Raw genomic sequence first — 22669 nt, forward strand, 5'->3', positions numbered from 1 at the left:
GTTTTGGCTATTACCTCTCATCCCTAGCCAGGAAATTTTTCATTGTTGTCCCTATCCCTACCATGTTCTGTAGATTTGGGGGGTTAGGGGGGCGAAACCAACTAAACTTCACTAGTCTTCCCCAAGATACGGAAATCCGAATCCCTATCGGTGGACAACCCCATCTGTCGTATCAAAAGTTATCCCTCAGAATCGTTAAAGGGACATTCATATAAATATACCTATACCAATGACTGTACTGGAACAAGGCACAATCACGATTCATACTGAGAATATCTTCCCGATTATCAAGAAGTCTCTCTACACCGATCACGAAATCTTCTTGCGGGAGCTGATCTCCAACTCAGTGGATGCCATCCAGAAGTTGAAGATGGTCTCTTATGCTGGGGAGATTGACGGGGATGTGGGAGACCCGGAAATTAAAATTACCATTGATAAGGATAAGAAAACTCTCTCCATCTCAGATAACGGCATTGGGATGACTGCCGATGAGGTGAAAAAGTATATTAATCAAGTTGCTTTTTCTAGCGCTGAAGAATTTATCCAGCAGTACCAAAAGGAAGCTGACCAACAGATTATCGGTCACTTCGGATTGGGTTTCTATTCTGCTTTCATGGTGGCTCAGAAGGTGGAAATTGATACCCTGTCTTATCAATCAGGAGCTTCAGCGGTTCATTGGGCCTGTGATGGTTCTCCAGCCTTTGAACTATCGGATTCTGAGCGCACCGAACGGGGTACTACCGTTACCCTGACCATGCAAGAGGAGGAACAGGAGTACCTAGAACCCTCACGGATTCGTCAGCTAGTCAAATCCTACTGTGATTTCATGGCAGTGCCCATCAAGCTGGAAGATGAGGTGATCAACAAGCATGAGGCACTGTGGAAGAAATCTTCAAGAGACCTGACCAAAGAAGACTATCTAGAATTCTATCGCTATCTTTACCCGTTCCAAGATGAACCCTTGCTGTGGGTACATCTAAACACAGATTATCCTTTCTTGCTTGATGGCATTCTCTATTTCCCTAAGCTAAAGCCAGACGTGGATGTGACTAAGGGGCAAATCAAGCTTTTCTGTAATCAAGTGTTTGTGAGTGACAACTGTGAGGAAGTAATTCCTAACTTCCTGATGCCACTGCGAGGGGTGATTGATAGTCCTGATATTCCCCTGAATGTTTCCCGTTCTGCTCTGACCAAGGACAGGACAGTGGCTCGGATTGGTGACTTTATTGCTAAGAAAGTTGGCGATCGCTTAAAGCAACAGTATCAAGATGAGCGGGATAAGTACATCCGTTCCTGGCAAGATGTGGGTACATTCGTTAAGTTTGGCTGCATCAATAGCGATAAGTTTAAGAAACAAGTAGAAGATATTGTGATCTTCCGCACCACCTATCAACCGGTGGAAAGTTCCGAAGCTCCAACCACTGATACCCCTACTGACACCCCTAAGGTAGAAGTGCAATCCCAAGAGGGGGATGCTTGGGAGGATGTCACTCCAGATGCTGGCACAGAAAAGGACAAGTCTTCCTCTTCTCAACCCTACACTACCATCAAAGAGTATCTAGAGCGCAATAAAGAAAATCACGAAAATCGGGTATTCTATTGCACTGATGAGGCTAGCCAAGCCACTTATGTAGAACTGCACAAAAATCAAGGGTTAGAAGTCCTATTTATGGACTCCTTTATCGACACCCACTACATTAGCTTCTTGGAACGGGAATATACAGAGGCTAAGTTCTCTCGGGTCGATTCGGACTTGGATGATACCCTTGTTGATAAGGAGCAGGAAAAAGAGATTGTTGACCCGAAGACCAACAAAACCCGTTCTGACCTGATTAAGGAACTGTTCGAGCAAGCGATTAATAAGCCTAAGGTCAATGTCCGGACTCAAGCCCTCAAGTCTGATGACCCCCAAGGCACCCCACCGGCAATGGTATTGTTACCGGAAGCAATGCGCCGTCTACAGGAAATGACTGCCATGATGCAGCAGGAGTCAGTGCAGTTCCCAGAGGAACATATTTTAGTGGTCAATACCACCCACCCACTGATTCAGAATCTAGTCAACCTCAGTCAAAGCAGTATTATTCAGAGTGGCGGTCAGTCTCCCTCAGCGGAATTGGCTAGCATGATTTGTCAGCATGTCTATGACCTGGCACTGATGGCCCAGAAAGGCTTTGATGCCGAAGGCATGAAGGCGTTTGTGGAACGGTCGAATAAGGTTATGACCCGTTTGACGCAAGAGTAATCGGGAGTAGGGAGTAGGGAGTAGGGAGTAGGGAGTAGGGAGTAGGGAGTAGGGAGTAGGGAGTAGGGAGTAGGGAGTAGGGAGTAGGGAGTAGGGAGTAGGGAGTAGGGAGTAGGGAGTAGGGAGTAGCCCTCTAATCACAAACCGCCTTGTAAATAAAACTGACTTCTGCCATTTTCAGGAGTATCGGGGTTATTATCCAAACGAGCAACAGCTAATGGCTCAATCAAGATTTGACCTGCTGCCAATTCCCCTCGATCGGGTTGTCCCCACTCACGGAAGCGAGTTGGCTCAACCCAGTCAACCCCAGGCACTTCCATGGCTTGGTTAACAATTTGGCTAAGATAGACCGGTTGACCGAAGGTAAAATTGTCAGGATGGAAGAAACCCCGTTGACCGATAGCTAAGTCTGTGTTGCTGAAGGTTTCCATAAGCGATCGCTTCACACTGCTCTGGAAATAGTTAGGCAAGACATGTACTGTCAAAGCAATATCGAGATTAACAAAATAGGGAGCCTGGATTTCGATATCATGACCCATTAACCGATAGGGAGCCATAAAAGCCAGTAGCTCTTCCCTAAATTGGGCATCAATCGGTCTACCACTATACCGATCCACAACAATAAATACGCTATACCAACTCCCTGTCCAACGCAACTGAGCTGCTGCTTTTTGGACTTCTGGATGACGCTGGATGGTAGTGGCATAGTCGGATTCGGTCACGCAGCGTTCAGGGGTTCGGAAGGCTTGGGGAGCGTATAACCGTGCTTGCTCAATCGGTTCCGGGTCAATTCCCCCTTGAGCTGCGATAGGATTCCTTACTCCAGTCACCTGTTTGACCAATTCCGCATAGGCATCACTAGTGACTGGTTCCAGATGAGCGATCGCATCAAGTCCCACATTACCCACCAAACCATTACCAATCCGGTAGCTGGTCATCAGCTGGGAATCTGGACTAGGTTGCTTGCCTTGAACACTATCACCAAAGCGCAGATAAGCAGTGCCATCACTCTCCATTTCCACCACAAAATCCGCCGCAAATCGGTCACTATTCAATAGGTCACGCTGCACCAACCAGGTTTCACCAGTATCCGATTGTAAACTGATCTGAGGCACTGCCGAACGGGGGTCTTGAACAACCGTTGTTGCCACCGCTTCGATAATGGCTTGCTGGTGGTTGTAAGGCACACTGTGGGTGAGACCAGTGCGAGACAACTTGGGACGATAACGACCAATGGTTGGGATAGTGGGCAGTATCTCTGTCCCCTCTTTAGGATAAGGCTCCCCATGGTCAGCCAAAACAATATTTCCTCGAGCCACCGTGATATCTGTGATTGGGCCAGTGCTACTCAGAGTTGCTAGCCATAGTTGGTAAGGCAGAGCATCCTGGGGGTGCCATTCAATCTCAGTAATATCTACTGGCTGATCAGTTGGGGGATGATGAAATTGACCACCAAGGGGGTCTTCTGTGGGAGTTACCTTAGTTAACCGTACTGGATGACGGTTTTGGGGGTTAGCCCCAGCCCTTAAACCAGTGTTTGGGTCTCTTACCTCTTCAAAGATCAACACATCCCCTGGTTGCAAAGCCAGATGTCCCATTAATGTTGCTTTGGTCTCTTGCTTCGACAGAAACCATTCCCTTGCTCCCCAGGTATAAAATTTAATCTCATTGTGGGCAGCAAATAGTTCCTGGGAATGTAGGGTTTGAAAGGTTTTTGCCCCTTGAGCCAAGACCTCACTCTTAGCAGAAGAATTAGGATCGATTACCGACCCTTGACCAGAAACATGGGTTAGTAGAAGAGTTCCTTGTTCTAGAAGAGTTCCAATGTCTCCAAGAGTTCCGTTTTCTAGCAGCCCCTCATTAACATTTACTGCTACCTGCACCCAGACTCTAGCATTGCAGCCCTCGTGCAACACGTAATCTACCAGCCTGCCGTGGCGGCGTACAGACGTGCGGCGGCGAGCTGTACCAAGGTAGGCTTCAGTAGCTACAGCATCCTGATAGTAACTGAGGTAGTCAGCAGAGTAGGCCAATACTTCCACCAGCGCAATCCCTAAATCCGCAGGATTTCGCTCTAGCCATTGAGGCATCACTTCCGACAAGCGGTTGAGCATTAATTGCCGAAAGCTGCTATAGTCTTTAGCTAAGTAATCTATCTCCGGTACCGACAGGGTTTCTATATCACTTGAGGATACTGGCTGGGGGTCAAAGGTAACTTGGTCTGGACGTTTGAAGGAAAAATTGACCCGCTCAAAAAACGGATCGAGGTTGCTAATATTAACCAGTTGTAGCGTATAGGTAGATAAATCACTAACCTGGGACTTAGTAGGAGCTTTGTATTCCACCAACAGCGTCAGCACATTCCCACTAGGTGGTTGGATTTCCAGGAGCCTAACATCAGTAGTTGTAACCGCCGTACCTCTAGTGATGCGAATATTTCTAGAGGTCAGGTTTGAGAGCACTTCCTGGGTTGCTTGTGTGGAAGCTGGTACAAAATGAAGCTTTAGCGCCCACTTATTCGGTTCATTCGGTGTCTGTTGTGATTCCACCTGAATGTAATCCAGCCCGATCTGTTTAGTTTGACGACTAAGAGCGATCCGGCGTTGGTGTCGGAACATGTGTTCAGCTGTTACCAAGTCTGTCATATCACAAACCTCGCTCAAACTCAGTTACCTGACGCTGTTGATTACGCCGAATCACATACTGCACTGTGACTCGCAATTTAGTATCTTCACTCTCCACTTGCACCCTCTCGACTTGAATTAACTCCCCTAACCACTGCTGCAACGACCCTTGAACCAGAAACTGAACCGCAGTACTCAGTTCCTCACTATTCGGAGCAAAGACCAGCTGCATCAGACTGCAGCCCAAGGTAGGACGGTTGACCCGTTCTCCTGGGGACGTAAACAGTAATTGTTCCATCAGCTGAGGGATGTGTTCTTCAGAGGTAGCCTCTGCTGTCCGCCTCCGCCCATCGATTTGGAAAGGATAGCCTATCTCCATTGCTACATAGATAGCTCTGACCACAACTCATTCACTATAGCCTGCTCCCTAAGTGAGTTGATCTGGCTTCCCAGGTTGGGTTGAGTTGGGTTGAACATAGTGAAACCCAACTCTGGCAAGGGTTTGGTTGGGTTTTGTTACTGCTCCAGGGCTCTCTAGGGAAAATCAAGGATTTTGGGAGTTTTCTGGAAAACTATTGAAGCGATCGCATTCACAAATCTTAATAATTTATCGACTACTTTGCTGCTATTTGGGGCTTGAATTGTGTTCTACAGGGTACCTAAATCAATTGTGATAATTTTTGATGCCATATTCCCTACTCCCGATTCCCTACTCCCTACTCCCTACTCCCTCAGGACTTACGCAAGCACGCTATATATAGCGTGCTTGCGTAAGTCCTGAGTATGATATGATGGTGAGGGGGTAACAAGCAGGTTAAAAACGGGTTGGGGTAAGCTTTTGAGCCATGCTATTCCAAAAAAGATTGGGTTAATTGACAGGTTAATTAACGCCTCTATTTGCGTACGCAAAGTCTTGAAACCTAATTTTTTCGTTGGTCAAGTTTAATTGGGATGGCCATCCCTGGGGACATCTTCTCAAAGGTAACCCAACTGAAACCCTTACTACACGCTTGCAGGAGAATTTTCACCCCCTCAGGAAACGATGGCTTTTACAGAATTGCAATTATGGGCAATAGTCCGGACATGAACTGTGATAAAGTATTGGTGATGATAGTTTACCATAAAATTGATTAATATGATCAATTATTTCTCCCATGTAAGTGTTGTAAAGACTCACAATAAAGGAAAAGGGGTTTTCGCAGATAAAAAATTCGATGTAGGGGAAATTGTTTTAGTAGGTAAGCCAGTTGCAAAGTCGCCAGAAAGGACTTGGCAGACTTTGCAAATGGACATAAATACTCATGTGAGAATGGATGAGCCTTTTGAGCTTGTAAATCATTCCTGTGATCCTAATTGTGGAATTAAATTGAATGAGTTCAATGGATACAGTCTAGTGGCAATGAAAGAGATTATCCAAGGAGAAGAAGTGACTTTTGATTATTGTATGTCTGAATGGATTTCAATTGCTGTGCCTAATTGTAATTGTCAAAGCAATATCTGTAGAGGCTCTATTAATGGTGGTAAATTTTTATCCGATCAGATTTTGGAGAAGTATCGAGGTTTCTTGGCTCCCTATTATGCAAAATTATTAGAGAAATAGGCAATGCTATAGCGTTTGTATATGGGTGAGTAAGGTTTAATCGGAGATGGTTGCTTATCACTAAATTTCCGGACATGATATTACCAACTAGAACCCTTACCACACAAAGCTTGCAGGCGAATTGTCGCCCCTTCAGGATGCGTTCCCGTAGCGTGGCCCAAAGGCCAAGGTCAATGGCAATACTATTCTATTAGTAGTCAACTGCTCTAAGACAGTATCGAAATAGTTGTTGATGACTTCGATTAGTGCGATGGGTAGCCAATTGCACTATTCTATTAGTAGTCAATTTTTCTAGGACAGTATCGGAATAGTTATTTATTACTGGGATTAGTTCGATGCTTACGCCATTCCAATTGGCTCTTATTAGTTAACTGCTGTAGGACAGTATCGGTATAGTTATTGATGACTGCGATAATAAATTCGATGCGATCGCTTTTAGCGGAAGCTGAGGCCTTTGGCCACGCGGGGCGCGTTCGCTTCATCGCGAAGCGTGACCATTCGCGTAGCGTGGCCCAAAAGCCAATCGATTAGTGCCTAATAGCAAGAGGATTGATTGAGGTAGGGTTTACCCTCAACCAAACAACCTTCAACCACACAACCTTCAACCACACAACCTTCAACCACACAACCTTCAACCAAACCACCTTTAACCAAACCACCTTGGCCTATTGGCCACGCTTCGCGAACAACCAAACAACTTTGGCCTATTGGCCACGCTTCGCGAACAACCAAACAAAGACAGATCACATTCCCTTAACCCGACCTGGCATCGGGATAACAGTAACTGGAGTACCCGTAGGTACACAAGTTGCCTGAGAATCTTGCAACAGCACTGGCATTCCCATCACCTTGACTCGCACTGAACCAGTAATCCAGGATGCAATCAAGCAAGGACCAACATTGGCCGGTGGAGGAGGATTGGCACAACCAGCCACCACATAGGTGGGAGCTTGGGTAAGCACTGGTTGACCCATTATTTTGACCCGGGGATTGGGAACCATCGGTTGGACTTGTCCGCCATGAGCACACAAGATTTTGTTAGCAAGAGATAACACAAAACCAGGCATTAAATCACCTCCAACGCGCCATTATTAATATTCACGCTAGCAGGTGAAAGTTTAACATTAGCAGCACCATTACTCAGTTCAATTCCCGAAGGAGCTAGCTTTACTGTTGCTGGAGAGTTACTAAGTTCGATTCCTGATGAGGATAGTTTGGCCGCTGCTGGAGAGTTATTAATCTCTACCCCTGATGAGGATAGTTTTATCACTGCTGGACTTTTACTTAATTGAATACTATCTTTGGCTAACTTACCAGTAGAGGAGCTATTTTTTAAATCAATACTGTCTTTAGTTAGCTTAATTTCAACCGCATCTTCTTTGATTTGAATATTATCAACAGCCAGGGTAACCGTAGACGCATCATTGCTTAACTCAATGGTTTCTGCTGTTAACTTCGCGATGGTTTTGCTATTGTTATTGATTTCAATCCCGTTATCATCAAACACTAAAGTCAGCGGATTAGATACCACTGGTTTAGCCACTTCAATGGTCAACCCTTTGGTAGTCCCAAAATTACTGAGAGTGAAGGTAATTCCATCAGTTTTAAAGACTTGCACTTTCTCTGGGTCAAGCACTTTCGCATTTGCCGGTAGCTCACCTTTGCCCCAGAAGCAACCAGTCCAAATCGGGTAATCGGGATCGCCTCCTTCAAATTCCACCCAGACATTTGCTCCCACTGGCGGAATCGCAAAAAAGCCGACATCAGCTCCAGCATAGGGAACACAGGGCATTGCCCAGCTTTGGCGACCGTCACCTAATACTGCTGGTACACTCACCTGTATCCGACCAAGGTACATCAGGTCTTTATTCCCAGTCACTGTGCCACGATATTTGCCAAAAAATTCTTTCATGGTACTACTGCTAACGTTGTCGAACCCAATCCTTCACGGGTTAGGACGAATTGCTGCTTATATTGTCCCGTTTGGAGCTGATGAGTCACACTTTTAACATAATAAAACCCATCATACTGATTGCCTACCCCTCGCACACCCACAAGAGCACCAGCTTGGAGGATACCGTTGTACTCTAGAGCATTCAAGGTCCCTTCCGCTACCACTACGTCATCTAAGGATGTATCGGTTATCCCTTGAGCAAACGCCTTAGCTTGAGATTCACTCAACCCCTGGATGGGTTTGGGAACCACTGTCCGAACTTGAGACTGTTTCAAGGCTGAGGTTTGGGCTAGGGGGAAAAGCTTACTAGAGGAAATGTCTAGGGATTTGACTTTGTTGGTATCCCGGTCTTGCACTTGTCCAGACACCGTAGTAGCGGCAAGGGCATTGTACTCGAAACTGATCGATTCCACATTAGTATTCGAGCCCATATTCACCGAAAGGGCAGACTGGGGTAATCCCAAGCGTTTCGGGGGTCCCCAATAGGCCGTGTTAGTTCCAGGTGCTGGTCCTGGAGTAATGTAGAAAACATAACCATGACGCCTTGCCATTTTCAGAAGGTAGTCCAAGTCAGTGCCATGCTGAACAGGGATGCGCTCCGTCGGTAAGGGAGGTTTGTCGGTCAGTGGCGGAATGACTTGGGGGATAAGACCATATTTGGCATAGCTAGCGATAATTTTATTAGCAATTATCGTTTCGTTCTGGGCTGGGTGCTCAACAATCTTTTCTTCTAAGTCCATCATCACGCTGACATCTTCCCCAGTCACCACGATGCTAGATTCCCCAGGATTATTACTGGGCAAGAGCTGCTGGTGAGTAATCACGCCATCCATCAACACCTGAGGCTTACCGTTGAAGATGACCACCAGAATTACTCGGTTGAAGGGTTTGAGCTCTCCACTTTTTAGCACAGGATAATCCCGCTCTACCAAACTGGCACTGCGACCAGCTCGAAAGCGCAGTTGAAAGCCAGAACGCTCTTGGGCAGAATGGGTAACTTCAACGTTAGCTAGGGATTCGATTAGCACCGAAGACGCTGGCTTGGGCACTGTTGAACCAATTAGTACCGTGAGTTGAATGCCTAATTTTACCATTGTACATTGGGTGAGGTACTTTCGTCTTTGGTTTTAGGGAGTCGGGAGTCGGGAGTCGGGAGTCGGGAATAGGGAATAGGGAGTCGGGAGTCGGGAATAGGGAACAGGGAACAGGGAACAGGGACATCTCCCCATCTCCCCATCTCCCCATCTCCCCATCTCCCCATCTCCCCATCTCCCCATCTCCCCACACTTCCCTCTCTGTCGGTATTTTCTACAACTGCGGCTGGGGAACTCTTAAGACTTTGCCTGGTTCTGCGGTGAGGTCAAAGGGATTCATGGTATTGTTGGCATCGCACACTTGCCAAAACTGTTCTGGATCACCGAGATTGCTGTCGGTAATTAGATCTAAGCGATCGCCTTCTGTAACGGTTACTTCTACAAGTAAGGACAAGGTTTCCCCCTGAGGTAGAAAGCGCCGACGCTTGTAGGAAATTACTCGATTATCTGAGCTGGTGAAGGTGGCTGTTTCTAGATTGTAGTAACGGCTAGTGGCTTGGAACATAGCTTCAAAACTTCCAATTTAAATGCATAATAGCTTAGCATTTCTCTAGCGATGCAGCGCCTTCATGCGGGGGTTTCCCCCACTCGCGCTTTGCATCAAGACATGGATTGAAAAAAAATACAGTTGTTTACATTACCCAGTCTTTTTGTCAAGTAGTTCATTTGTTCTGCCAATTTGACCTGCTCCCAAAACAGGCAGCATAAATTGCCGGGAGCAGGTCAAAGTTGCAGAACAACATATAAACTCTATACTATCAGAGCAAGCTAAAACCAATGAGGGGGCTATAGCTTTACTAAAAATGCTCTGCATAAGTGACCTGCTCCCATTCCGACTAACTATTACTGTGGGAAAATCTTAATGTCTACATCATCAGGGCCACCGTTGGCAAAAATGACCTTTGAAGATGGATGCTCACAGGTTGGATAGATATAATCTCTAGGTTCTAATTTATAAGCACCGCAGCCATGAAAAACAAAAACGGTTGAGCCCTCATCACCTTTGTCTACGAGATCGAAATCAAGTGGGCGATCTTGAATAACATTTATTTCCTTAGAGTCTTCAGCTTTTACGGTAAACCAACCGTATTCATAAACAACCTCTACCTCTTGAGGGGAGACATCTTGAGCATAAGCATGACCAACTTGTAAACTCAAGACCGCGACCAGGGCAAACACTATTGCCAACATGGCTTGCATAATACGTTTCATTTGTCTTTCCTTTTCCGTAATTGTCAGTTGTATTCGACAGTACTTAGGTTTGTTTATCAGTCTATTAATCGAGACTGATTTAACCGGTATTCGGACAAAAGTAATCCTACTAAGTGATTCAGTGACTTGGCTCCAATTGGCTAATTGCTTTAGCCTTCTACAGGGGAAAAGTCTCAGCTGACCTGGGAGCCACTGTCAACTATAGGTTAATTTATTTTTCCTTTAGTAGGTTACTACTAACTTGCCGGAGTGTCAACAAACTATGAATTAGTTTAAATTCAATTAAACTACTAAATAAAAACGTAACTTTAACAAAATTCGCTATCCATCCGGGATGGATAGCGAAACGATAACTTGCGACTCACAACGATTGAGGTTATAATTAAGATGGTTGCTGACCCGCCTGACCGACGAAAAGGCTACCTAAGAAAATGTCTAGATATCAAGCGCCTTGTTTTAGACCTATAGGTATACAAAGTAAAGCGCAGAGCTCAGGGAAGAGACTTGCCCCAGCTGGTTAGCCATCGAGCTCTAATTCCATGGTAAGTCTATCGTAAAAGTTATAGGTCTATAGAAGGCGGACGTCTGCCTGTGGACGCCTCGTCAACGACCAATTCTAGCTTGAGGCGCGACCCCGTAATTCAATTCGCCATTGGAAAGCGCGCCTTTGAGGCATCGGGGACGCGTGCGGGAAACCCGAAAGACGAATAAGACCCTCCCTGAACTGACCTGAGAGCGGGAAGCCCCAACCTCAGCGTTCGCGTAGCGTGACCAAAGGTCAAGCAGGTTGGGGTACTTCACAGTATCTAATCAGTACAGTTAATCACGATAAGTACAGCTTATTCTGACGTAAGTATTCAGCTTATGCGCTATGCGCACGCTACGCTCTTGGCTAATGGCTGACCGCTGACCGCTGAATGCTTACCTCAAAGCAATGGAATACTTCCTCCTAGTTAAAGCCTAGGCAATTCCCGGTAATTCCTGGGATTGCCGACTAGGATGCAGACTAAGGATTAACTTCCTACGTTGTTTTGGTCATGATACCCAGGGATGAACTTCAGTCCCTGGCTCTATCGTTAACCATTAAGGTGAAGGCAAATGTGTGGTTAGCCTAACAAGCCATTACAACCTTGTCGTTCGCGCAAGCGTGTGCGAAGCACTCGGAACACATTACCGAATTGAGATGCACTAAAAATGCAGAATTACGTTTTTGTTATTGACACAAACAAGCAACCGTTAAATCCCATTCCGCCGAAGAAAGCTCGCCGATTACTAGACAAAGGTAAAGCCGCTGTTTTTAGGATGTACCCGTTCACGATCATCTTGAAAACTGCGATTAAGAATGCAACCATCTCACCATGTCAAATAAAGATTGACCCTGGTAGTAAAATAACTGGATTTGCCTTAGTCCAAAATAATCAGGTGATCTGGGGAATGGAACTAGAACACAGAGGAGGATTAATCAAGAAAAAATTAGAGTCTAGAAGAGCTGTAAGGCGTGGAAAACGTAATCGTCACACCCGTTACAGGAAGCCAAGATTCCTCAATCGTAAACACTCAGAAAGCTGGCTCCCACCTAGCTTAGAGCACAGGATATTGACTATTGAAACCTGGGTGAAGCGACTAATTAAGTTTTGCCCGATTAATGAGATTTGGATCGAAAGAGTTAAATTTGATACCCAAAAAATGCAAAACCCTGAAATCAGTGGTGTTGAGTATCAGCAAGGGGAGCTAGCTGGATATGAGGTGAGAGAGTACTTACTCGAAAAATGGGGAAGGGAATGCACTTACTGCGGTAAGCAGTCCGTACCATTACAAATTGAACACATTCACCCAAAATGTAAAGGTGGAAGCGCTCGAGTGAGTAATCTTTGTTTGGCTTGCGAAAAGTGCAATCAACGTAAAGGTAACAAGCCAATAGAAGAGTTCTTAAAAAAGAAACCAAGTTTACTGCAAAAAATCAAAACTAAAGCTAAACAGCCACTGAGAGATGCCGCAGCGGTAAACGCGACTCGGAACAAGTTGGTAAAAGTGCTTAAAAACATCAAACCCATAATCACAGGAACGGGAGCACAAACCAAGTACAACCGGACAAAACTAGGTTTCTCCAAGGAGCACTGGATTGATGCCGCCTGTGTCGGAGATATTGAGACCTTGGTCTTGAGAGTTTATCAGCCATTGTTAGTTACCTGTAAAGGTCAAGGAGGTAGACAAAAAGCAGCACTAAACAAGTACGGTTACCCGATTAGGCACAACCCATTAAAGCCTATTAAAGGTTGGGTAACTGGAGATATAGCTAAGCACCAAAAACTAGGAATAGGCAAAGTCACTCCTAGAACCAAAGGAAGCTTTGGATTTACCCCGTTAGGGATGAAAGGTTACAAAAGTTGTAAACCTCAAGATTTATCGGCGATACATCGAAAAGATGGATATACTTACAGCTTCTGCAAACATCTGCCGGAATCTACCGGACAATAGTCCTCCTAGACATTACCTGCTGCTCCCTTAGCAATACTGCTGACATTCTTAAGACTTTCCATGGTTGCCATCAGTTCTTTGCTAACTTGGTGAGCCATAAACAGAGCACCACCGAGGCTAGCCAGCTTCAGATCCTTGTAGCTGAGGACTTCTAGAGTAAGGTCAACATCAGCCCGAATCGGGTTAAGATTAACATCGTAAGCCAGTTCTTCAATATCCATACGATCTACCCGAACCGGTAGAATCCGATTACCCCCCCAGATAAATAGAGTTAGAGGAGCTTCCATCGCCACAATTTCCAGAGTTCCCGCTTTCGACATCGCGCTATTGGTCAAGACTGACAAGGTTTTGGGATACATTAGCATTTCCAGAGTTGCGATTTGGGGATGAATGCCCAAGGTAACCGCCATGGTATCCGCCTGCTCTAACCGGTCAGTGGCATCGATGGCCATTTTTAGACTAATGCTCTCTTTCGGAGGACCACTGATTCGTTTCGCTTCAGTCGGGTCTAGGTCAGATTTACCCTGTGCAGACAAATCCGCTCCTGCTGTCCGGGGCGTAAGCGATCGCGTCATCGTCTCGGGATTGTACTGAAAAAGAATCACACTAGCTAGGGGATTAGCAGGGTCTAGAGCGACTATTGCCCCTCTCAACAAACGAGGGGAAAGGGGAGATGTAGCCATGAAATCTTTTTGGTTAATAAACTGCTGATATCAAGTCTGTTTGAATACTTATTCTTGAGCTAACTCATCAATTGTTAATTGTTAATTCTTAATTGTCAATGGTTAAAGTGAATATAGCAAGGGAGCAGGGAGCAGGGAGCAGGGAGCAGGGAAGAGAGAAGAGGGAACAGGGAATAGGGAACAGGGAATAGGGAATAGGGAATAGGGAATAGGGAATAGGGAATAGCAATGCGCTGCATCAAGAGGTGCGACCCGTGGGTAATTTAATTCTTAATGGTAAGAGCGCACCTAACTTCGACTTACTCGTAGATGTTTCATTCCGCCATACCTCTATAAATAGCCTGAGCAATTTCCTTACCCATGTCTGTGGAATTGTGGGTTTTAGTTAAGTTTAAATTCACTGGTACAGTAGGAATATTGGTAGTATCTTGCCAATTTCGAGGTAGTCCCTTCACCTTAAGCAAACGGGATAATTCGGCTTCCACCGCTGTTTGTAAGCGTACCCGATCTAGTCTATTCAAGTCAATTCCTTCTAAGCTTAGCTCTGGGATTTTAATAGTAATGTTCATATTAAGGAAAGGGAGTAGGGAGTAGGGAGTAGGGAGTAGGGAGTAGGGAGTAGGGAGTAGGGAGTAGGGAGTAGTAAGTAGGAGAGCCTGTTTACTTAATTACTATTAGAAACGCTATAGGATAACCGCTATAATAATTAGCCCCAATTCTCAAAACTTGCTTCTTGCCTGAACCGACGTTCAACACTTTTGCTATCCTAGCTTATCCTAACTCTATTAAATAACTCTGTCAAATAGAGCTATAATTTTTCACTTAATTTTTAAAAAAATACTGTTTTCGACAACAAAAATCCAATATCGTTTATTACCTACTCCCGATTCCCGATTCCCGATTCCCGATTCCCGATTCCCGATTCCCTGTTCCCTACAAATCCAGACTTTATAATTATTAGTCTTACCAAATTTTCAATTATTAATAAATATTACAATAATTTAAATAACTTGCATAAAGTAAATTTAAGTGTTTCAATGATTAATGAACACTAACGGACTAATTTTAAGGCGATGTACACCAATTTTATTGTTTCACCTTTTTTGAATCAATCTAGTGAACTAATTATTCCGGGTTCCCATGGATTTTATCCCTACCAAGAACCAATTAAACATACTTTGACTGGTTCTAAGCGGGCGATTTACATTACGATCAGGAATTTGCAGACTCTGGGCTATGCCACAGTCAGCGAGTGGAGTCCACTCCAACGGACTTACAATCCTGGGGAATACATTTGTATTTTGCAGCGCAATCTGATTCTGGATTAAGCTCATAACCTAGCTGGGGGGTCTTCCCCCTAGTGCCACAGTTAAGACTAGTTTATTGGTTGTGTACTATTCCTTGTTATGGGGGGGTAAGAGCCACCGAGGGGTTTAGCCTAAATTCCTCGTAAATAGAATTAATCAGTGGGTGATACATTGCCTTAAATTGGTTTACATTTGTAGTCATTGCCTTGAATTGGTTTACTTTTGTAGTCGTGGAAGTATTTTCCACGGCTATTTTTTTTGGTTTTGACTGTGGAAGCTGCTGTGGATAGTGTGGAATGTATTCTGGTGAAGGTCAGCATAGGTTAAGCATGGGTGAATGCCAGGAAAATAATTCACGGTATCTCAGTGCTGCAATGTTCTGGATGCGATGAAGCTTCGCTTCCGCTAAAAGCGATCGCGTTTGCAAGAATTAGCTCAAGAATTAGCACAAGATGAGTCGGTAGACCCAGAAGCGATCAGGCAAGGGGAAGCTGCCATGGCAGAAGCAGAAGCCAATCACCCCCGACCTGCGCTGAAATATCTTAGTGAATGCTTTAACTTATCCTTGTTTGAACAAACAAGCTACGCATTCCCCCACCTCTCTAGGATGGAGGGGGTTAAGGAGCAACCCATTTAGTTATCGAAGTCGGGGACATTATTGTTATCTTGTCGTATTATCTTTTGTCTGCTAAAATATTAACTGTAATAGAGTTTGTTAGGAAGCGTAAAAACGTCAGCCAAAATCATAAGAACTGACAAGTGGCGACTTAATCCAACCCCCAATCAAAAAGCAGGGGTAGGGTGGGCAAATTCTATACATTTGACCATTTCAACAGTGATCATGTCCATTTGCCCACCCTACAAGATCAAGACCTTGAGGGGTAGGGTGGGCAAATAATCAGAATTTGACCATTTCAACAGTGATCATGTCCATTTGCCCACCCTACAAGATCAAGACCTTGAGGGGTAGGGTGGGCAAATTCTATACATTTGACAATTTCAACAGTGATCATGTCCATTTGCCCACCCTACAAGATATCCCCATCGGTGTTATGATTCAATTATCCCCATTAAATCGTACTATTTACAGCAACAATGTCAAGGGAAAATATAGCAACCGTTGTTAAAATTATAGAATCTCTACCTGAGGCACAGCAGGAGCGAGTTATTGAGCATTTACGGGAATATATTGCTGATATTGAAGATGAATTACAGTGGGATGAATCTTTTCGGAAAACACAAACTAAGTTAGTAGAAGTAGCGAGACTTGCGAAACAACAAATTGCTCAAGGACAGGGGCAAGCAATGGATTATGATAAGTTATGAAGTCTGCTACCTTACCATCTTTTTGGTCAAACTATTATGATCTTCCTTTAGAAGTCCGTCAAGCAGCAAAAAAAGCTTATCAGTTATGGTCAAATAATCCTTTTCATCCTTCCCTACATTTTAAATGTATTAATCGTGATGAGGATATTTGGTCAGTTAGAATTACTAAAAACTATCGTGCTATTGGAATTTTGGAAAAGGATCAGGTTACATGGTTTTGGATCGGTAGTCATGATAAGTATGAGGCGTTTTTTGGATAAATTAGAGCTTAAGGAGTGGCGCTCGCTTTTGTCGGGTGGGCAAATTGGGAATAATTTATAATCAAAGACTAAAATTTTGTCCACCTATCTGACTACAAGATCAGCGTACGCACTGTAAGAGGTGTTTGGTGGGCAAATAATGAGAATTTGACCATTTCAACAGTGATCATGTCCATTTGCCCACCAAACAAGATTAGCGATCGCCTAAGCAACAGCAAAATCTGTGTATTGTCGCATTTTTGGCTCATGAAACGCTAAGACAATATCCTCTTTGGGAACTCCAGCACGGACAAGGTCGGTAGCAATTCCTTCTTCTGTCCAGTCTTCCTCAATCCAAAATTTTCCTTCTCGAAGACGAACATATACGGTCATTCCGGTAATTTTTTCTCCATTTTGCCATCCTAAATTCATCCAAATATAGTGACCATTTGCTTCATCCGCAATCAGAAAATTCTCAATCGCCTCCTGAGAACGTTTTTGACATAATTCGATATAGTCAGTTAATAGTTGTTTAATAATTTTGGGGTATTGGGCTAATTTATCCATTGTCTTACCTCTTCTAATTCAGTATCTACAATAATTAAGGGAAGTTGATGTCTAGTGACTATTAATTGAATCACATCTTGAGTAAAAAAGTTTTTGTAGGCAATGCTACTAATAGCTAGATAAAGTTTTCGTTCAGGTGCAGTTTCATCATGCAGTCGCTCATGGGGGAAACCCCCAAGACCGCGCTGCATCCAGAAGATAGCGATAGATATCATATTGACCAAGAGCTTCTTTTAAATCTTGCAATTTTGATGTACCGACAAAGCTTTTGACTTCAACCACAAGTTTTTGTTCATTTCGTTGAACCGCAATGGGCCGTTCAGCTCCTAGATCGGCATAGAGTTTTGTTTTTCTATATTCAATAATATAGGGATCGTCAGTGATTATCCATCCATCTTTAATCAGTGCATTTTTCACAGCATTATGAATAATATCCAGTTTCGGCATGATCAATGGGAGCAAAGTATAAGCTTTTGATAAAAGCTGAGCGTATTTTAATCTTAGCTCAACAACACACCATCATGAAATTAGGGTGTGTTAGCTCCCCAGTTGAGGCAAGGAATCCCAACAAATACTGGAAAAAGAGGGGATGGTTTTGGGTTTTGCTCTCCCATAGAATCGATCAGTTTTATCAAAACTATAGATTCCCTCAACCCAATCTACAAGATCGGCGATCGCACTACTCCCTACTCCCTACTCCCTACTCCCTTTGCTATAGATCACAAATAAGTTTAAAACCTATGGACAACAACACTAAACAAATTTACAATTATACAGTTCTTCTAGAAAAAGAATCAGAGGGAGGTTATCACGCTTTTTGTCCGATCCTAAAAGGTTGTCATTCTCAAGGAGATTCTTTTGAAGAAGCGATCGATAATATTACAGAAGCTATTGAGTTATATATTGAAAGTTTAAAGGCTGATAATCTACCAATTCCTAGAGAAGATTTAATTGTGAAGCCATTAAATATCTTGGCATGAGTAATTTTCCCAGTGTCAAACCTAAAGCGATTGACCTACGGTCACGCTACGCGAACGCATTTAGAGAAGGGTTTGGTGGGCAAATTCTGATCATTTGACAAGTTGATCACGAATCATGTCCATTTGCCCACCCTACAAGATTAGCTCCCCATCACCCCATCACCCCATCACCCCATCTCCCCCCACTCCCCATCACCCGCTCACCGTCAGCTTCTCGGTCGAGTAAAAAACAGGAGGTGTAACTGTCCGATTCACCAGTAAGCTGTCAACTCCATCCACCCGCAGGCGCACCCAGTAATCCCCAGCAGCAATACCGGTGATATCAAAAACGAGGCTATTGGTCTTCTGGTCTGGTGATGGGTCAGAAGAAGTAGTTGTAACTGATGGCAAAAATTCCGACAAGGGTAACAATTCGCGATCGCTTAACAAAAACCCTACCTGTTGTCCTAGGGTTACTAATGAATTGTCTGGCTTCCCTAACCATACCGGTGGATTACAGGTCAAAGTCAACTGCTGCTGGTTTCCGGTAGCTGTAGATATAGTCATTTCCTCGATCTTAGGGGCTAGGGAAAAGGACAGAGCATTAGTCACTTGTTGCTTGCCATTGCGCTTAACCCCAACTGTTACTGTATAAAACCCAGCCAACCATTGATTACCATCAACAGGAAGCTCAACTTCCAGGGTGGTAGCTGTAGCCCCTGGCTTCGGTGTAAGTTGAATTGCCTGGCTGAGGCGGGGATGCCTAAACTCTACCACTATAGTCTCTTCACTATCTAAGTGATGACCACGCAGAGTTAAGTTCTCACCCAAACGAAGGGATGGCTGTTGATTGGGAGTTTGCAGGGTTTCTAGGGTAGGAAAGGAAGAGGTTAAGTCAGGTTGAATGGCAATGCCACTATCACGACCGTTGTTTAGGTTTGGTTCGCCACGGCTTAAGACCGGCAGAGGAGCTTTCACCGCCTGAGCGCTTTCAATTAATACTACGGAAACCTGATAGGCCGCAGAAATCCGATACTGAGTTTGAAAGGTACCCCACAGTTTTGATACTTCTTCTAGGGATAGGGTGATCGGGGTAATGCTAATCCGTTCTACTTGATTGTGCAAGTCACTATCGGGCAATACTCCTTCAATTTGCTTAGGATGGAGCAAGGCATTATCGTGTAGGATACGCATTGCTATTCCTAACAGGCGGTGGTCTTCGATATCGTTATCCTTGCCATAAGCAGTAATCAAGTAATAGAGGTTCAAGGCCAAGGGCGGTTTACTGGTTTCCCCTGGCTTGACCCGATTCGGCATATCTAAATTGCGCCAAGCCGCGTTAGCTAAGCTTTGGTAGAGAAAGATATTAATCTTTTTTTGAGTATTGCCGTTTCCTCCAGCTTTATCCAGGGGCTGAGTGCTTACCTCTGCACCGGCGTCTTCCTGTTCGATGCCTTGCCTGATCAGTTTTTGCAAGGTTTTGGTAACTGCTGCGATCGCAAGAGCATTGCTCATCACCTTCCTCCATTACGGTGTTTCAGGTAATCCTTGAGAGATAGGCTCGAAGCCCTATTTATAGAACGAGTACGACGTGGTGGTGCTGGTGGCTTACTAGCCCGTACGTCTATAGAACCGATGGTTACTTGGATAGTCGGTTTGCTTTGGGATGATGCTTTTCGCGGTAGGGTTGGAGGATGTTCACTGTTGACTGTTGATGCTTCTATTATTTCTGAATTAAATTGATTTGAATTAACCTCAGCAGCTAGTTGGTTTCCTTGATTCGGTAACCCAAGATCGGAGTGTTGATGATAGGGAGCCTTTTGCTGTGGAACCAAAGGGAATTCTGCTGTAGTCGGTCTTGGTTGATTGCTGTTACTGCTGCTATCGGTATAGTTAGGATTAATCCCTTGTGGTATCAAGGATTGCTGGTAATTAGCGCTATTTGTCTGATTAGTGATCTTATTGTTAGTGCTGCTATCGGTATAGTTAGGAGCAATCCCTTGTGGTATCAAGGATTGGGAGTAATTAAGGCTAGTTGGATGATGCCCTATCTTATTATTACTATTGCTATCGGTATAGTTAGGATTAATCCCTGATGGTAGTTTCGATTGGTAATAGTTATCCCTAGTTGGATTATCACTTATCTTGTTGCTGCTGCTATCGGTATAGTTAGGAGTAATCTCTGGTGATAGCTTCGATTGGGAATGGTTATCCCTAGTCGGATGATTAGTTATCTTGCTCAACGTGCTGCTATCGGTATAGTTAGGAGTAATCCCTGATGGTATCAAGGATTGTTGGTAATTAGGGCTATCTGTCTGATTAGTTATTTTGTTGTTAGTGCTGCTATCGATAGATTCAGTCCTTGGTGATATCAAGGATTGTTGGTAATTAGGGCTATCTGTCTGATTAGTTATTTTGTTGTTAGTGCTGCTATCGGTATAGTTAGGATTAATCCCTTGTGGTATCAATGATTGCTGGTAGTTATCGCTAGTTAGATCATTACTTATCTTATCGTTAGTGCTGCTATCGGTATAGTTAGGATTAATCCCTTGTGGTATCAATGATTGCTGGTAGCGATCGCTAGTTATCTTGTTATTTATATTATTAGTTATTTGGCTCAACTTGCTACTATCGGTAGAGTTAGCAGTCATCCGTTGTGATCGCAAAGATTGTTGGTAATTAGGGCTAGTGGGATGAGCACTTATCTTGTTGCTGCTGCTCTCGGTATAGTTAGGAGTAATCTCTGGTGATAGCTTCGATTGCTGGTAATTAGGGCTATCTGTCTGATTATTTATCTTGCTGTTATTCTTGCTATCGATAGATTCAGCAGTCATCCGTTGTGATCTCAAAGATTGCTGGTAGTTAGCGCTATCTGGATGATGAGCTATCTTGTTGTTATTCTTGCTATCGATTGATTCAGTAGTCATCCCTGATGATATCAAGGATTGGGATTTGCGATCGCTATTTGCTTGATTAGTTATCTTACTGTTACTGCTGTTATCGATCAATTCAGCAGTCATCCCTTCCGATATCTGCGATTGCTGATAATTAGCCCTATCTGGATGATCAGCTATCTTATTGTTATTCTTGCTCTCGGTATAGTTAGGAGTAATCTCTGATGATAGCTTCGATTGCTGATAATTAGCCTTATCTGTCTGAGCAGCTATCTTATTGCTACTGCTGCTCTCGGTATAGTTAGGAGTAATCTCTGATGATAGCTTCGATTGTTGATAGTTATCCCTAGTGGGATTATCACTTATCTTATTGTTAGTGCTGCTCTCGGTATAGTTAGGAGCAATCCCTGATGATATCGATGATTGTTGGTAATTAGGGCTAATGGGATTATCACTTATCTTGTTGCTACTGCTCTCGGTATAGTTAGGAGTAATCTCTGGTGATAGCAAAGATTGTTGGTAGTTAGCGCTATCTGGATGATTATTTATCTTATCGTTAATGCTGCTATCGATTTCAGCAGCAATTGGTGCTATCAAAGATTGCTGGTAATTAGGGCTAGTGGGATGAGCACTTATCTTGTTGCTGCTGCTGCTATCGGTATAGTTAGGAGCAATCTCTGATGATAGCTTCGATTGCTGGTAGTTAGCGCTATCTGGATGATTATTTATCTTATCGTTAATGCTGCTATCGATTTCAGCAGCAATTGATGCTATCAAAGATTGTTGGTAGTTATCCCTAGTGGGATTATCACTTATCTTATTGTTAGTGCTGCTCTCGGTATAGTTAGGAGTAATCTCTGGTGATATCGATGATTGTTGGTAATTAGGGCTAGTGGGATTATCACTTATCTTGTTGCTACTGCTCTCGGTATAGTTAGGAGTAATCTCTGGTGATAGCAAAGATTGTTGGTAGTTAGCGCTATCTGGATGATTATTTATCTTATCGTTAATGCTGCTATCGATTTCAGCAGCAATTGGTGCTATCAAAGATTGCTGGTAATTAGGGCTAGTGGGATGAGCACTTATCTTGTTGCTGCTGCTGCTATCGGTATAGTTAGGAGTAATCTCTGGTGATAGCTTCGATTGTTGATAGTTATCCCTAGTGGGATTATCACTTATCTTATTGTTAGTGCTGCTCTCGGTATAGTTAGGAGCAATCCCTGATGCTATCAAAGATTGCTGGGAATTAGGGCTAATGGGATTATCACTTATCTTATTGCTGCTGCTATCGGTATAGTTAGGAGTAATCTCTGGTGATAGCTTCGATTGTTGGTAGTTAGCGCTATCTGGATGATTATTTATCTTATCGTTAGTGCTGCTATCGATTTCAGCAGCAATTGGTGCTATCAAAGATTGCTGGTAATTAGGGCTAGTGGGATGAGCACTTATCTTGTTGCTACTGCTCTCGGTATAGTTAGGAGTAATCTCTG

27 protein-coding genes are annotated in these 22669 nt (G+C 43.9%); 10 read left to right on the forward strand and 17 right to left on the reverse strand.

Annotation, left to right across the window (positions count from 1 at the left end):
• Positions 1-229: 229 nt before the first annotated feature.
• A complete protein-coding gene (gene htpG, locus F6K53_RS04640; protein WP_293071222.1) occupies positions 230-2242 on the forward strand; it encodes a molecular chaperone HtpG in 2013 nt (670 codons plus the stop codon).
• A 137-nt stretch (positions 2243-2379) separates the two neighbouring features.
• On the opposite strand, the gene F6K53_RS04645 is transcribed toward htpG, so the two are convergent.
• A complete protein-coding gene (locus F6K53_RS04645) occupies positions 2380-4887 on the reverse strand; it encodes a putative baseplate assembly protein (protein ID WP_293079981.1) in 2508 nt (835 codons plus the stop codon).
• A 1-nt stretch (position 4888) separates the two neighbouring features.
• A complete protein-coding gene (locus tag F6K53_RS04650; protein ID WP_293020735.1) occupies positions 4889-5269 on the reverse strand; it encodes a GPW/gp25 family protein in 381 nt (126 codons plus the stop codon).
• 732 nt (positions 5270-6001) lie between these two features.
• On the opposite strand from F6K53_RS04650, the gene F6K53_RS04655 reads away from it, so the two are divergent.
• Both F6K53_RS04655 and F6K53_RS04660 read left to right on the forward strand, forming a co-directional pair.
• Positions 6002-6466 (forward strand): SET domain-containing methyltransferase, encoded by a 465-nt coding sequence (locus F6K53_RS04655; RefSeq protein WP_293020733.1) that lies wholly within the window; start codon positions 6002-6004, stop codon positions 6464-6466.
• A 402-nt stretch (positions 6467-6868) separates the two neighbouring features.
• The gene (locus tag F6K53_RS04660; protein ID WP_293041541.1) at positions 6869-6997 is read left to right on the forward strand and encodes a hypothetical protein; all 129 of its coding nucleotides are present in this window, start codon (positions 6869-6871) and stop codon (positions 6995-6997) included.
• 3 nt (positions 6998-7000) lie between these two features.
• On the opposite strand, the gene F6K53_RS04665 is transcribed toward F6K53_RS04660, so the two are convergent.
• From F6K53_RS04665 to F6K53_RS04695, 7 genes are all read right to left on the reverse strand, one after another.
• Positions 7001-7198: a hypothetical protein gene (locus F6K53_RS04665; protein ID WP_293079984.1), complete on the reverse strand. Its 198-nt coding sequence runs from the start codon at positions 7196-7198 to the stop codon at positions 7001-7003.
• Positions 7199-7209: 11 nt separating this feature from the next.
• Positions 7210-7533 carry a hypothetical protein gene (locus F6K53_RS04670; protein ID WP_293020727.1) on the reverse strand — a complete coding sequence of 108 codons (324 nt, stop codon included), beginning with the start codon at positions 7531-7533 and terminating at the stop codon, positions 7210-7212.
• Entirely contained in the window at positions 7533-8378 is an 846-nt protein-coding gene (locus tag F6K53_RS04675; protein ID WP_293020726.1) for a phage baseplate assembly protein V, read from the reverse strand. The genes F6K53_RS04670 and F6K53_RS04675 overlap by 1 nt, the downstream gene beginning before the upstream one ends.
• A complete protein-coding gene (locus F6K53_RS04680; protein ID WP_293066022.1) occupies positions 8375-9469 on the reverse strand; it encodes a hypothetical protein in 1095 nt (364 codons plus the stop codon). Before F6K53_RS04680 ends, F6K53_RS04675 begins: the two co-directional genes overlap by 4 nt.
• Positions 9470-9547: 78 nt before the next feature.
• On the reverse strand, positions 9548-9697 hold the full coding sequence (locus F6K53_RS04685; protein ID WP_293066025.1) for a hypothetical protein: 150 nt from the start codon (positions 9695-9697) through the stop codon (positions 9548-9550).
• Positions 9698-9728: 31 nt separating this feature from the next.
• Positions 9729-10019, reverse strand: a complete 291-nt coding sequence (locus F6K53_RS04690) for a hypothetical protein (protein ID WP_293020722.1) — start codon at positions 10017-10019, stop codon at positions 9729-9731.
• 338 nt (positions 10020-10357) lie between these two features.
• A complete protein-coding gene (locus F6K53_RS04695) occupies positions 10358-10726 on the reverse strand; it encodes a hypothetical protein (protein WP_293020721.1) in 369 nt (122 codons plus the stop codon).
• Positions 10727-11920: 1194 nt separating this feature from the next.
• Between F6K53_RS04695 and iscB the strand changes: the two genes are divergently transcribed.
• Complete coding sequence (gene iscB / locus F6K53_RS04700; protein WP_293066029.1) at positions 11921-13204, forward strand: RNA-guided endonuclease IscB; 1284 nt, start codon at positions 11921-11923, stop codon at positions 13202-13204.
• A gap of 5 nt (positions 13205-13209) precedes the next feature.
• On the opposite strand, the gene F6K53_RS04705 is transcribed toward iscB, so the two are convergent.
• From F6K53_RS04705 to F6K53_RS04715, 3 genes are all read right to left on the reverse strand, one after another.
• The gene (locus tag F6K53_RS04705) at positions 13210-13887 is read right to left on the reverse strand and encodes a hypothetical protein (protein WP_293066031.1); all 678 of its coding nucleotides are present in this window, start codon (positions 13885-13887) and stop codon (positions 13210-13212) included.
• Positions 13888-13982: 95 nt separating this feature from the next.
• On the reverse strand, positions 13983-14126 hold the full coding sequence (locus F6K53_RS04710; protein ID WP_293066034.1) for a hypothetical protein: 144 nt from the start codon (positions 14124-14126) through the stop codon (positions 13983-13985).
• 75 nt (positions 14127-14201) lie between these two features.
• Positions 14202-14456 carry a hypothetical protein gene (locus F6K53_RS04715; protein ID WP_293020719.1) on the reverse strand — a complete coding sequence of 85 codons (255 nt, stop codon included), beginning with the start codon at positions 14454-14456 and terminating at the stop codon, positions 14202-14204.
• A 504-nt stretch (positions 14457-14960) separates the two neighbouring features.
• Here F6K53_RS04715 and F6K53_RS04720 point away from each other — a divergent pair.
• The 5 genes from F6K53_RS04720 (at position 14961) to F6K53_RS04740 (ending at position 16780) form a co-directional block, all read left to right on the forward strand.
• Positions 14961-15215: a hypothetical protein gene (locus tag F6K53_RS04720; RefSeq protein ID WP_293066037.1), complete on the forward strand. Its 255-nt coding sequence runs from the start codon at positions 14961-14963 to the stop codon at positions 15213-15215.
• 400 nt (positions 15216-15615) lie between these two features.
• Complete coding sequence (locus F6K53_RS04725; RefSeq protein WP_293020717.1) at positions 15616-15831, forward strand: hypothetical protein; 216 nt, start codon at positions 15616-15618, stop codon at positions 15829-15831.
• Positions 15832-16120: 289 nt separating this feature from the next.
• The gene (locus tag F6K53_RS04730) at positions 16121-16321 is read left to right on the forward strand and encodes a hypothetical protein (RefSeq protein WP_293020716.1); all 201 of its coding nucleotides are present in this window, start codon (positions 16121-16123) and stop codon (positions 16319-16321) included.
• Entirely contained in the window at positions 16290-16520 is a 231-nt protein-coding gene (locus F6K53_RS04735; protein ID WP_293020714.1) for a hypothetical protein, read from the forward strand. Before F6K53_RS04730 ends, F6K53_RS04735 begins: the two co-directional genes overlap by 32 nt.
• The gene (locus F6K53_RS04740) at positions 16517-16780 is read left to right on the forward strand and encodes a hypothetical protein (RefSeq protein WP_293047800.1); all 264 of its coding nucleotides are present in this window, start codon (positions 16517-16519) and stop codon (positions 16778-16780) included. The genes F6K53_RS04735 and F6K53_RS04740 overlap by 4 nt, the downstream gene beginning before the upstream one ends.
• Positions 16781-16984: 204 nt before the next feature.
• On the opposite strand, the gene F6K53_RS04745 is transcribed toward F6K53_RS04740, so the two are convergent.
• Genes F6K53_RS04745 through F6K53_RS04755 form a run of 3 tightly spaced genes read right to left on the reverse strand, consistent with a single transcriptional unit; the run spans position 16985 to position 17773 of the window.
• A complete protein-coding gene (locus F6K53_RS04745) occupies positions 16985-17326 on the reverse strand; it encodes a XisI protein (protein WP_293066041.1) in 342 nt (113 codons plus the stop codon).
• Positions 17314-17517 (reverse strand): element excision factor XisH family protein, encoded by a 204-nt coding sequence (locus tag F6K53_RS04750; RefSeq protein WP_293020709.1) that lies wholly within the window; start codon positions 17515-17517, stop codon positions 17314-17316. The genes F6K53_RS04745 and F6K53_RS04750 overlap by 13 nt, the downstream gene beginning before the upstream one ends.
• Positions 17486-17773, reverse strand: a complete 288-nt coding sequence (locus F6K53_RS04755; RefSeq protein ID WP_293037074.1) for an element excision factor XisH family protein — start codon at positions 17771-17773, stop codon at positions 17486-17488. The genes F6K53_RS04750 and F6K53_RS04755 overlap by 32 nt, the downstream gene beginning before the upstream one ends.
• A 26-nt stretch (positions 17774-17799) precedes the next feature.
• Here F6K53_RS04755 and F6K53_RS04760 point away from each other — a divergent pair, with 26 nt between their 5' ends.
• Positions 17800-18306, forward strand: a complete 507-nt coding sequence (locus F6K53_RS04760; RefSeq protein ID WP_293066044.1) for a type II toxin-antitoxin system HicB family antitoxin — start codon at positions 17800-17802, stop codon at positions 18304-18306.
• A 192-nt stretch (positions 18307-18498) separates the two neighbouring features.
• Here the strand turns inward: F6K53_RS04760 and F6K53_RS04765 are convergent, their stop codons facing one another.
• Both F6K53_RS04765 and F6K53_RS04770 read right to left on the reverse strand, forming a co-directional pair.
• A complete protein-coding gene (locus F6K53_RS04765) occupies positions 18499-19800 on the reverse strand; it encodes a Pvc16 family protein (RefSeq protein ID WP_293066047.1) in 1302 nt (433 codons plus the stop codon).
• Positions 19800-22669, reverse strand: a 2870-nt coding sequence (locus F6K53_RS04770; protein WP_293066050.1) for a hypothetical protein, incomplete at its 5' end; no start/stop codon positions are given. The genes F6K53_RS04770 and F6K53_RS04765, both read right to left, overlap by 1 nt.

Origin of the sequence: Moorena sp. SIO4A1, assembly GCF_010672065.1 — a bacterium.
Lineage (GTDB): Bacteria > Cyanobacteriota > Cyanobacteriia > Cyanobacteriales > Coleofasciculaceae > Moorena.

Coding starts and splice junctions, on each gene's coding strand:
- htpG (WP_293071222.1), top strand. CDS start 230: ATGACTGTACTGGAACAAGGCACAATCACGATTCATACTGAGAATATC.
- F6K53_RS04645 (WP_293079981.1), bottom strand. CDS start 4,887: ATGACAGACTTGGTAACAGCTGAACACATGTTCCGACACCAACGCCGG.
- F6K53_RS04655 (WP_293020733.1), top strand. CDS start 6,002: ATGATCAATTATTTCTCCCATGTAAGTGTTGTAAAGACTCACAATAAA.
- F6K53_RS04660 (WP_293041541.1), top strand. CDS start 6,869: ATGACTGCGATAATAAATTCGATGCGATCGCTTTTAGCGGAAGCTGAG.
- F6K53_RS04670 (WP_293020727.1), bottom strand. CDS start 7,533: ATGCCTGGTTTTGTGTTATCTCTTGCTAACAAAATCTTGTGTGCTCAT.
- F6K53_RS04675 (WP_293020726.1), bottom strand. CDS start 8,378: ATGAAAGAATTTTTTGGCAAATATCGTGGCACAGTGACTGGGAATAAA.
- F6K53_RS04685 (WP_293066025.1), bottom strand. CDS start 9,697: ATGGGGAGATGGGGAGATGGGGAGATGGGGAGATGGGGAGATGGGGAG.
- F6K53_RS04690 (WP_293020722.1), bottom strand. CDS start 10,019: ATGTTCCAAGCCACTAGCCGTTACTACAATCTAGAAACAGCCACCTTC.
- F6K53_RS04695 (WP_293020721.1), bottom strand. CDS start 10,726: ATGAAACGTATTATGCAAGCCATGTTGGCAATAGTGTTTGCCCTGGTC.
- iscB (WP_293066029.1), top strand. CDS start 11,921: ATGCAGAATTACGTTTTTGTTATTGACACAAACAAGCAACCGTTAAAT.
- F6K53_RS04705 (WP_293066031.1), bottom strand. CDS start 13,887: ATGGCTACATCTCCCCTTTCCCCTCGTTTGTTGAGAGGGGCAATAGTC.
- F6K53_RS04710 (WP_293066034.1), bottom strand. CDS start 14,126: ATGCAGCGCATTGCTATTCCCTATTCCCTATTCCCTATTCCCTATTCC.
- F6K53_RS04715 (WP_293020719.1), bottom strand. CDS start 14,456: ATGAACATTACTATTAAAATCCCAGAGCTAAGCTTAGAAGGAATTGAC.
- F6K53_RS04720 (WP_293066037.1), top strand. CDS start 14,961: ATGTACACCAATTTTATTGTTTCACCTTTTTTGAATCAATCTAGTGAA.
- F6K53_RS04730 (WP_293020716.1), top strand. CDS start 16,121: ATGTCCATTTGCCCACCCTACAAGATCAAGACCTTGAGGGGTAGGGTG.
- F6K53_RS04735 (WP_293020714.1), top strand. CDS start 16,290: ATGTCAAGGGAAAATATAGCAACCGTTGTTAAAATTATAGAATCTCTA.
- F6K53_RS04740 (WP_293047800.1), top strand. CDS start 16,517: ATGAAGTCTGCTACCTTACCATCTTTTTGGTCAAACTATTATGATCTT.
- F6K53_RS04745 (WP_293066041.1), bottom strand. CDS start 17,326: ATGGATAAATTAGCCCAATACCCCAAAATTATTAAACAACTATTAACT.
- F6K53_RS04750 (WP_293020709.1), bottom strand. CDS start 17,517: ATGCAGCGCGGTCTTGGGGGTTTCCCCCATGAGCGACTGCATGATGAA.
- F6K53_RS04755 (WP_293037074.1), bottom strand. CDS start 17,773: ATGCCGAAACTGGATATTATTCATAATGCTGTGAAAAATGCACTGATT.
- F6K53_RS04765 (WP_293066047.1), bottom strand. CDS start 19,800: ATGAGCAATGCTCTTGCGATCGCAGCAGTTACCAAAACCTTGCAAAAA.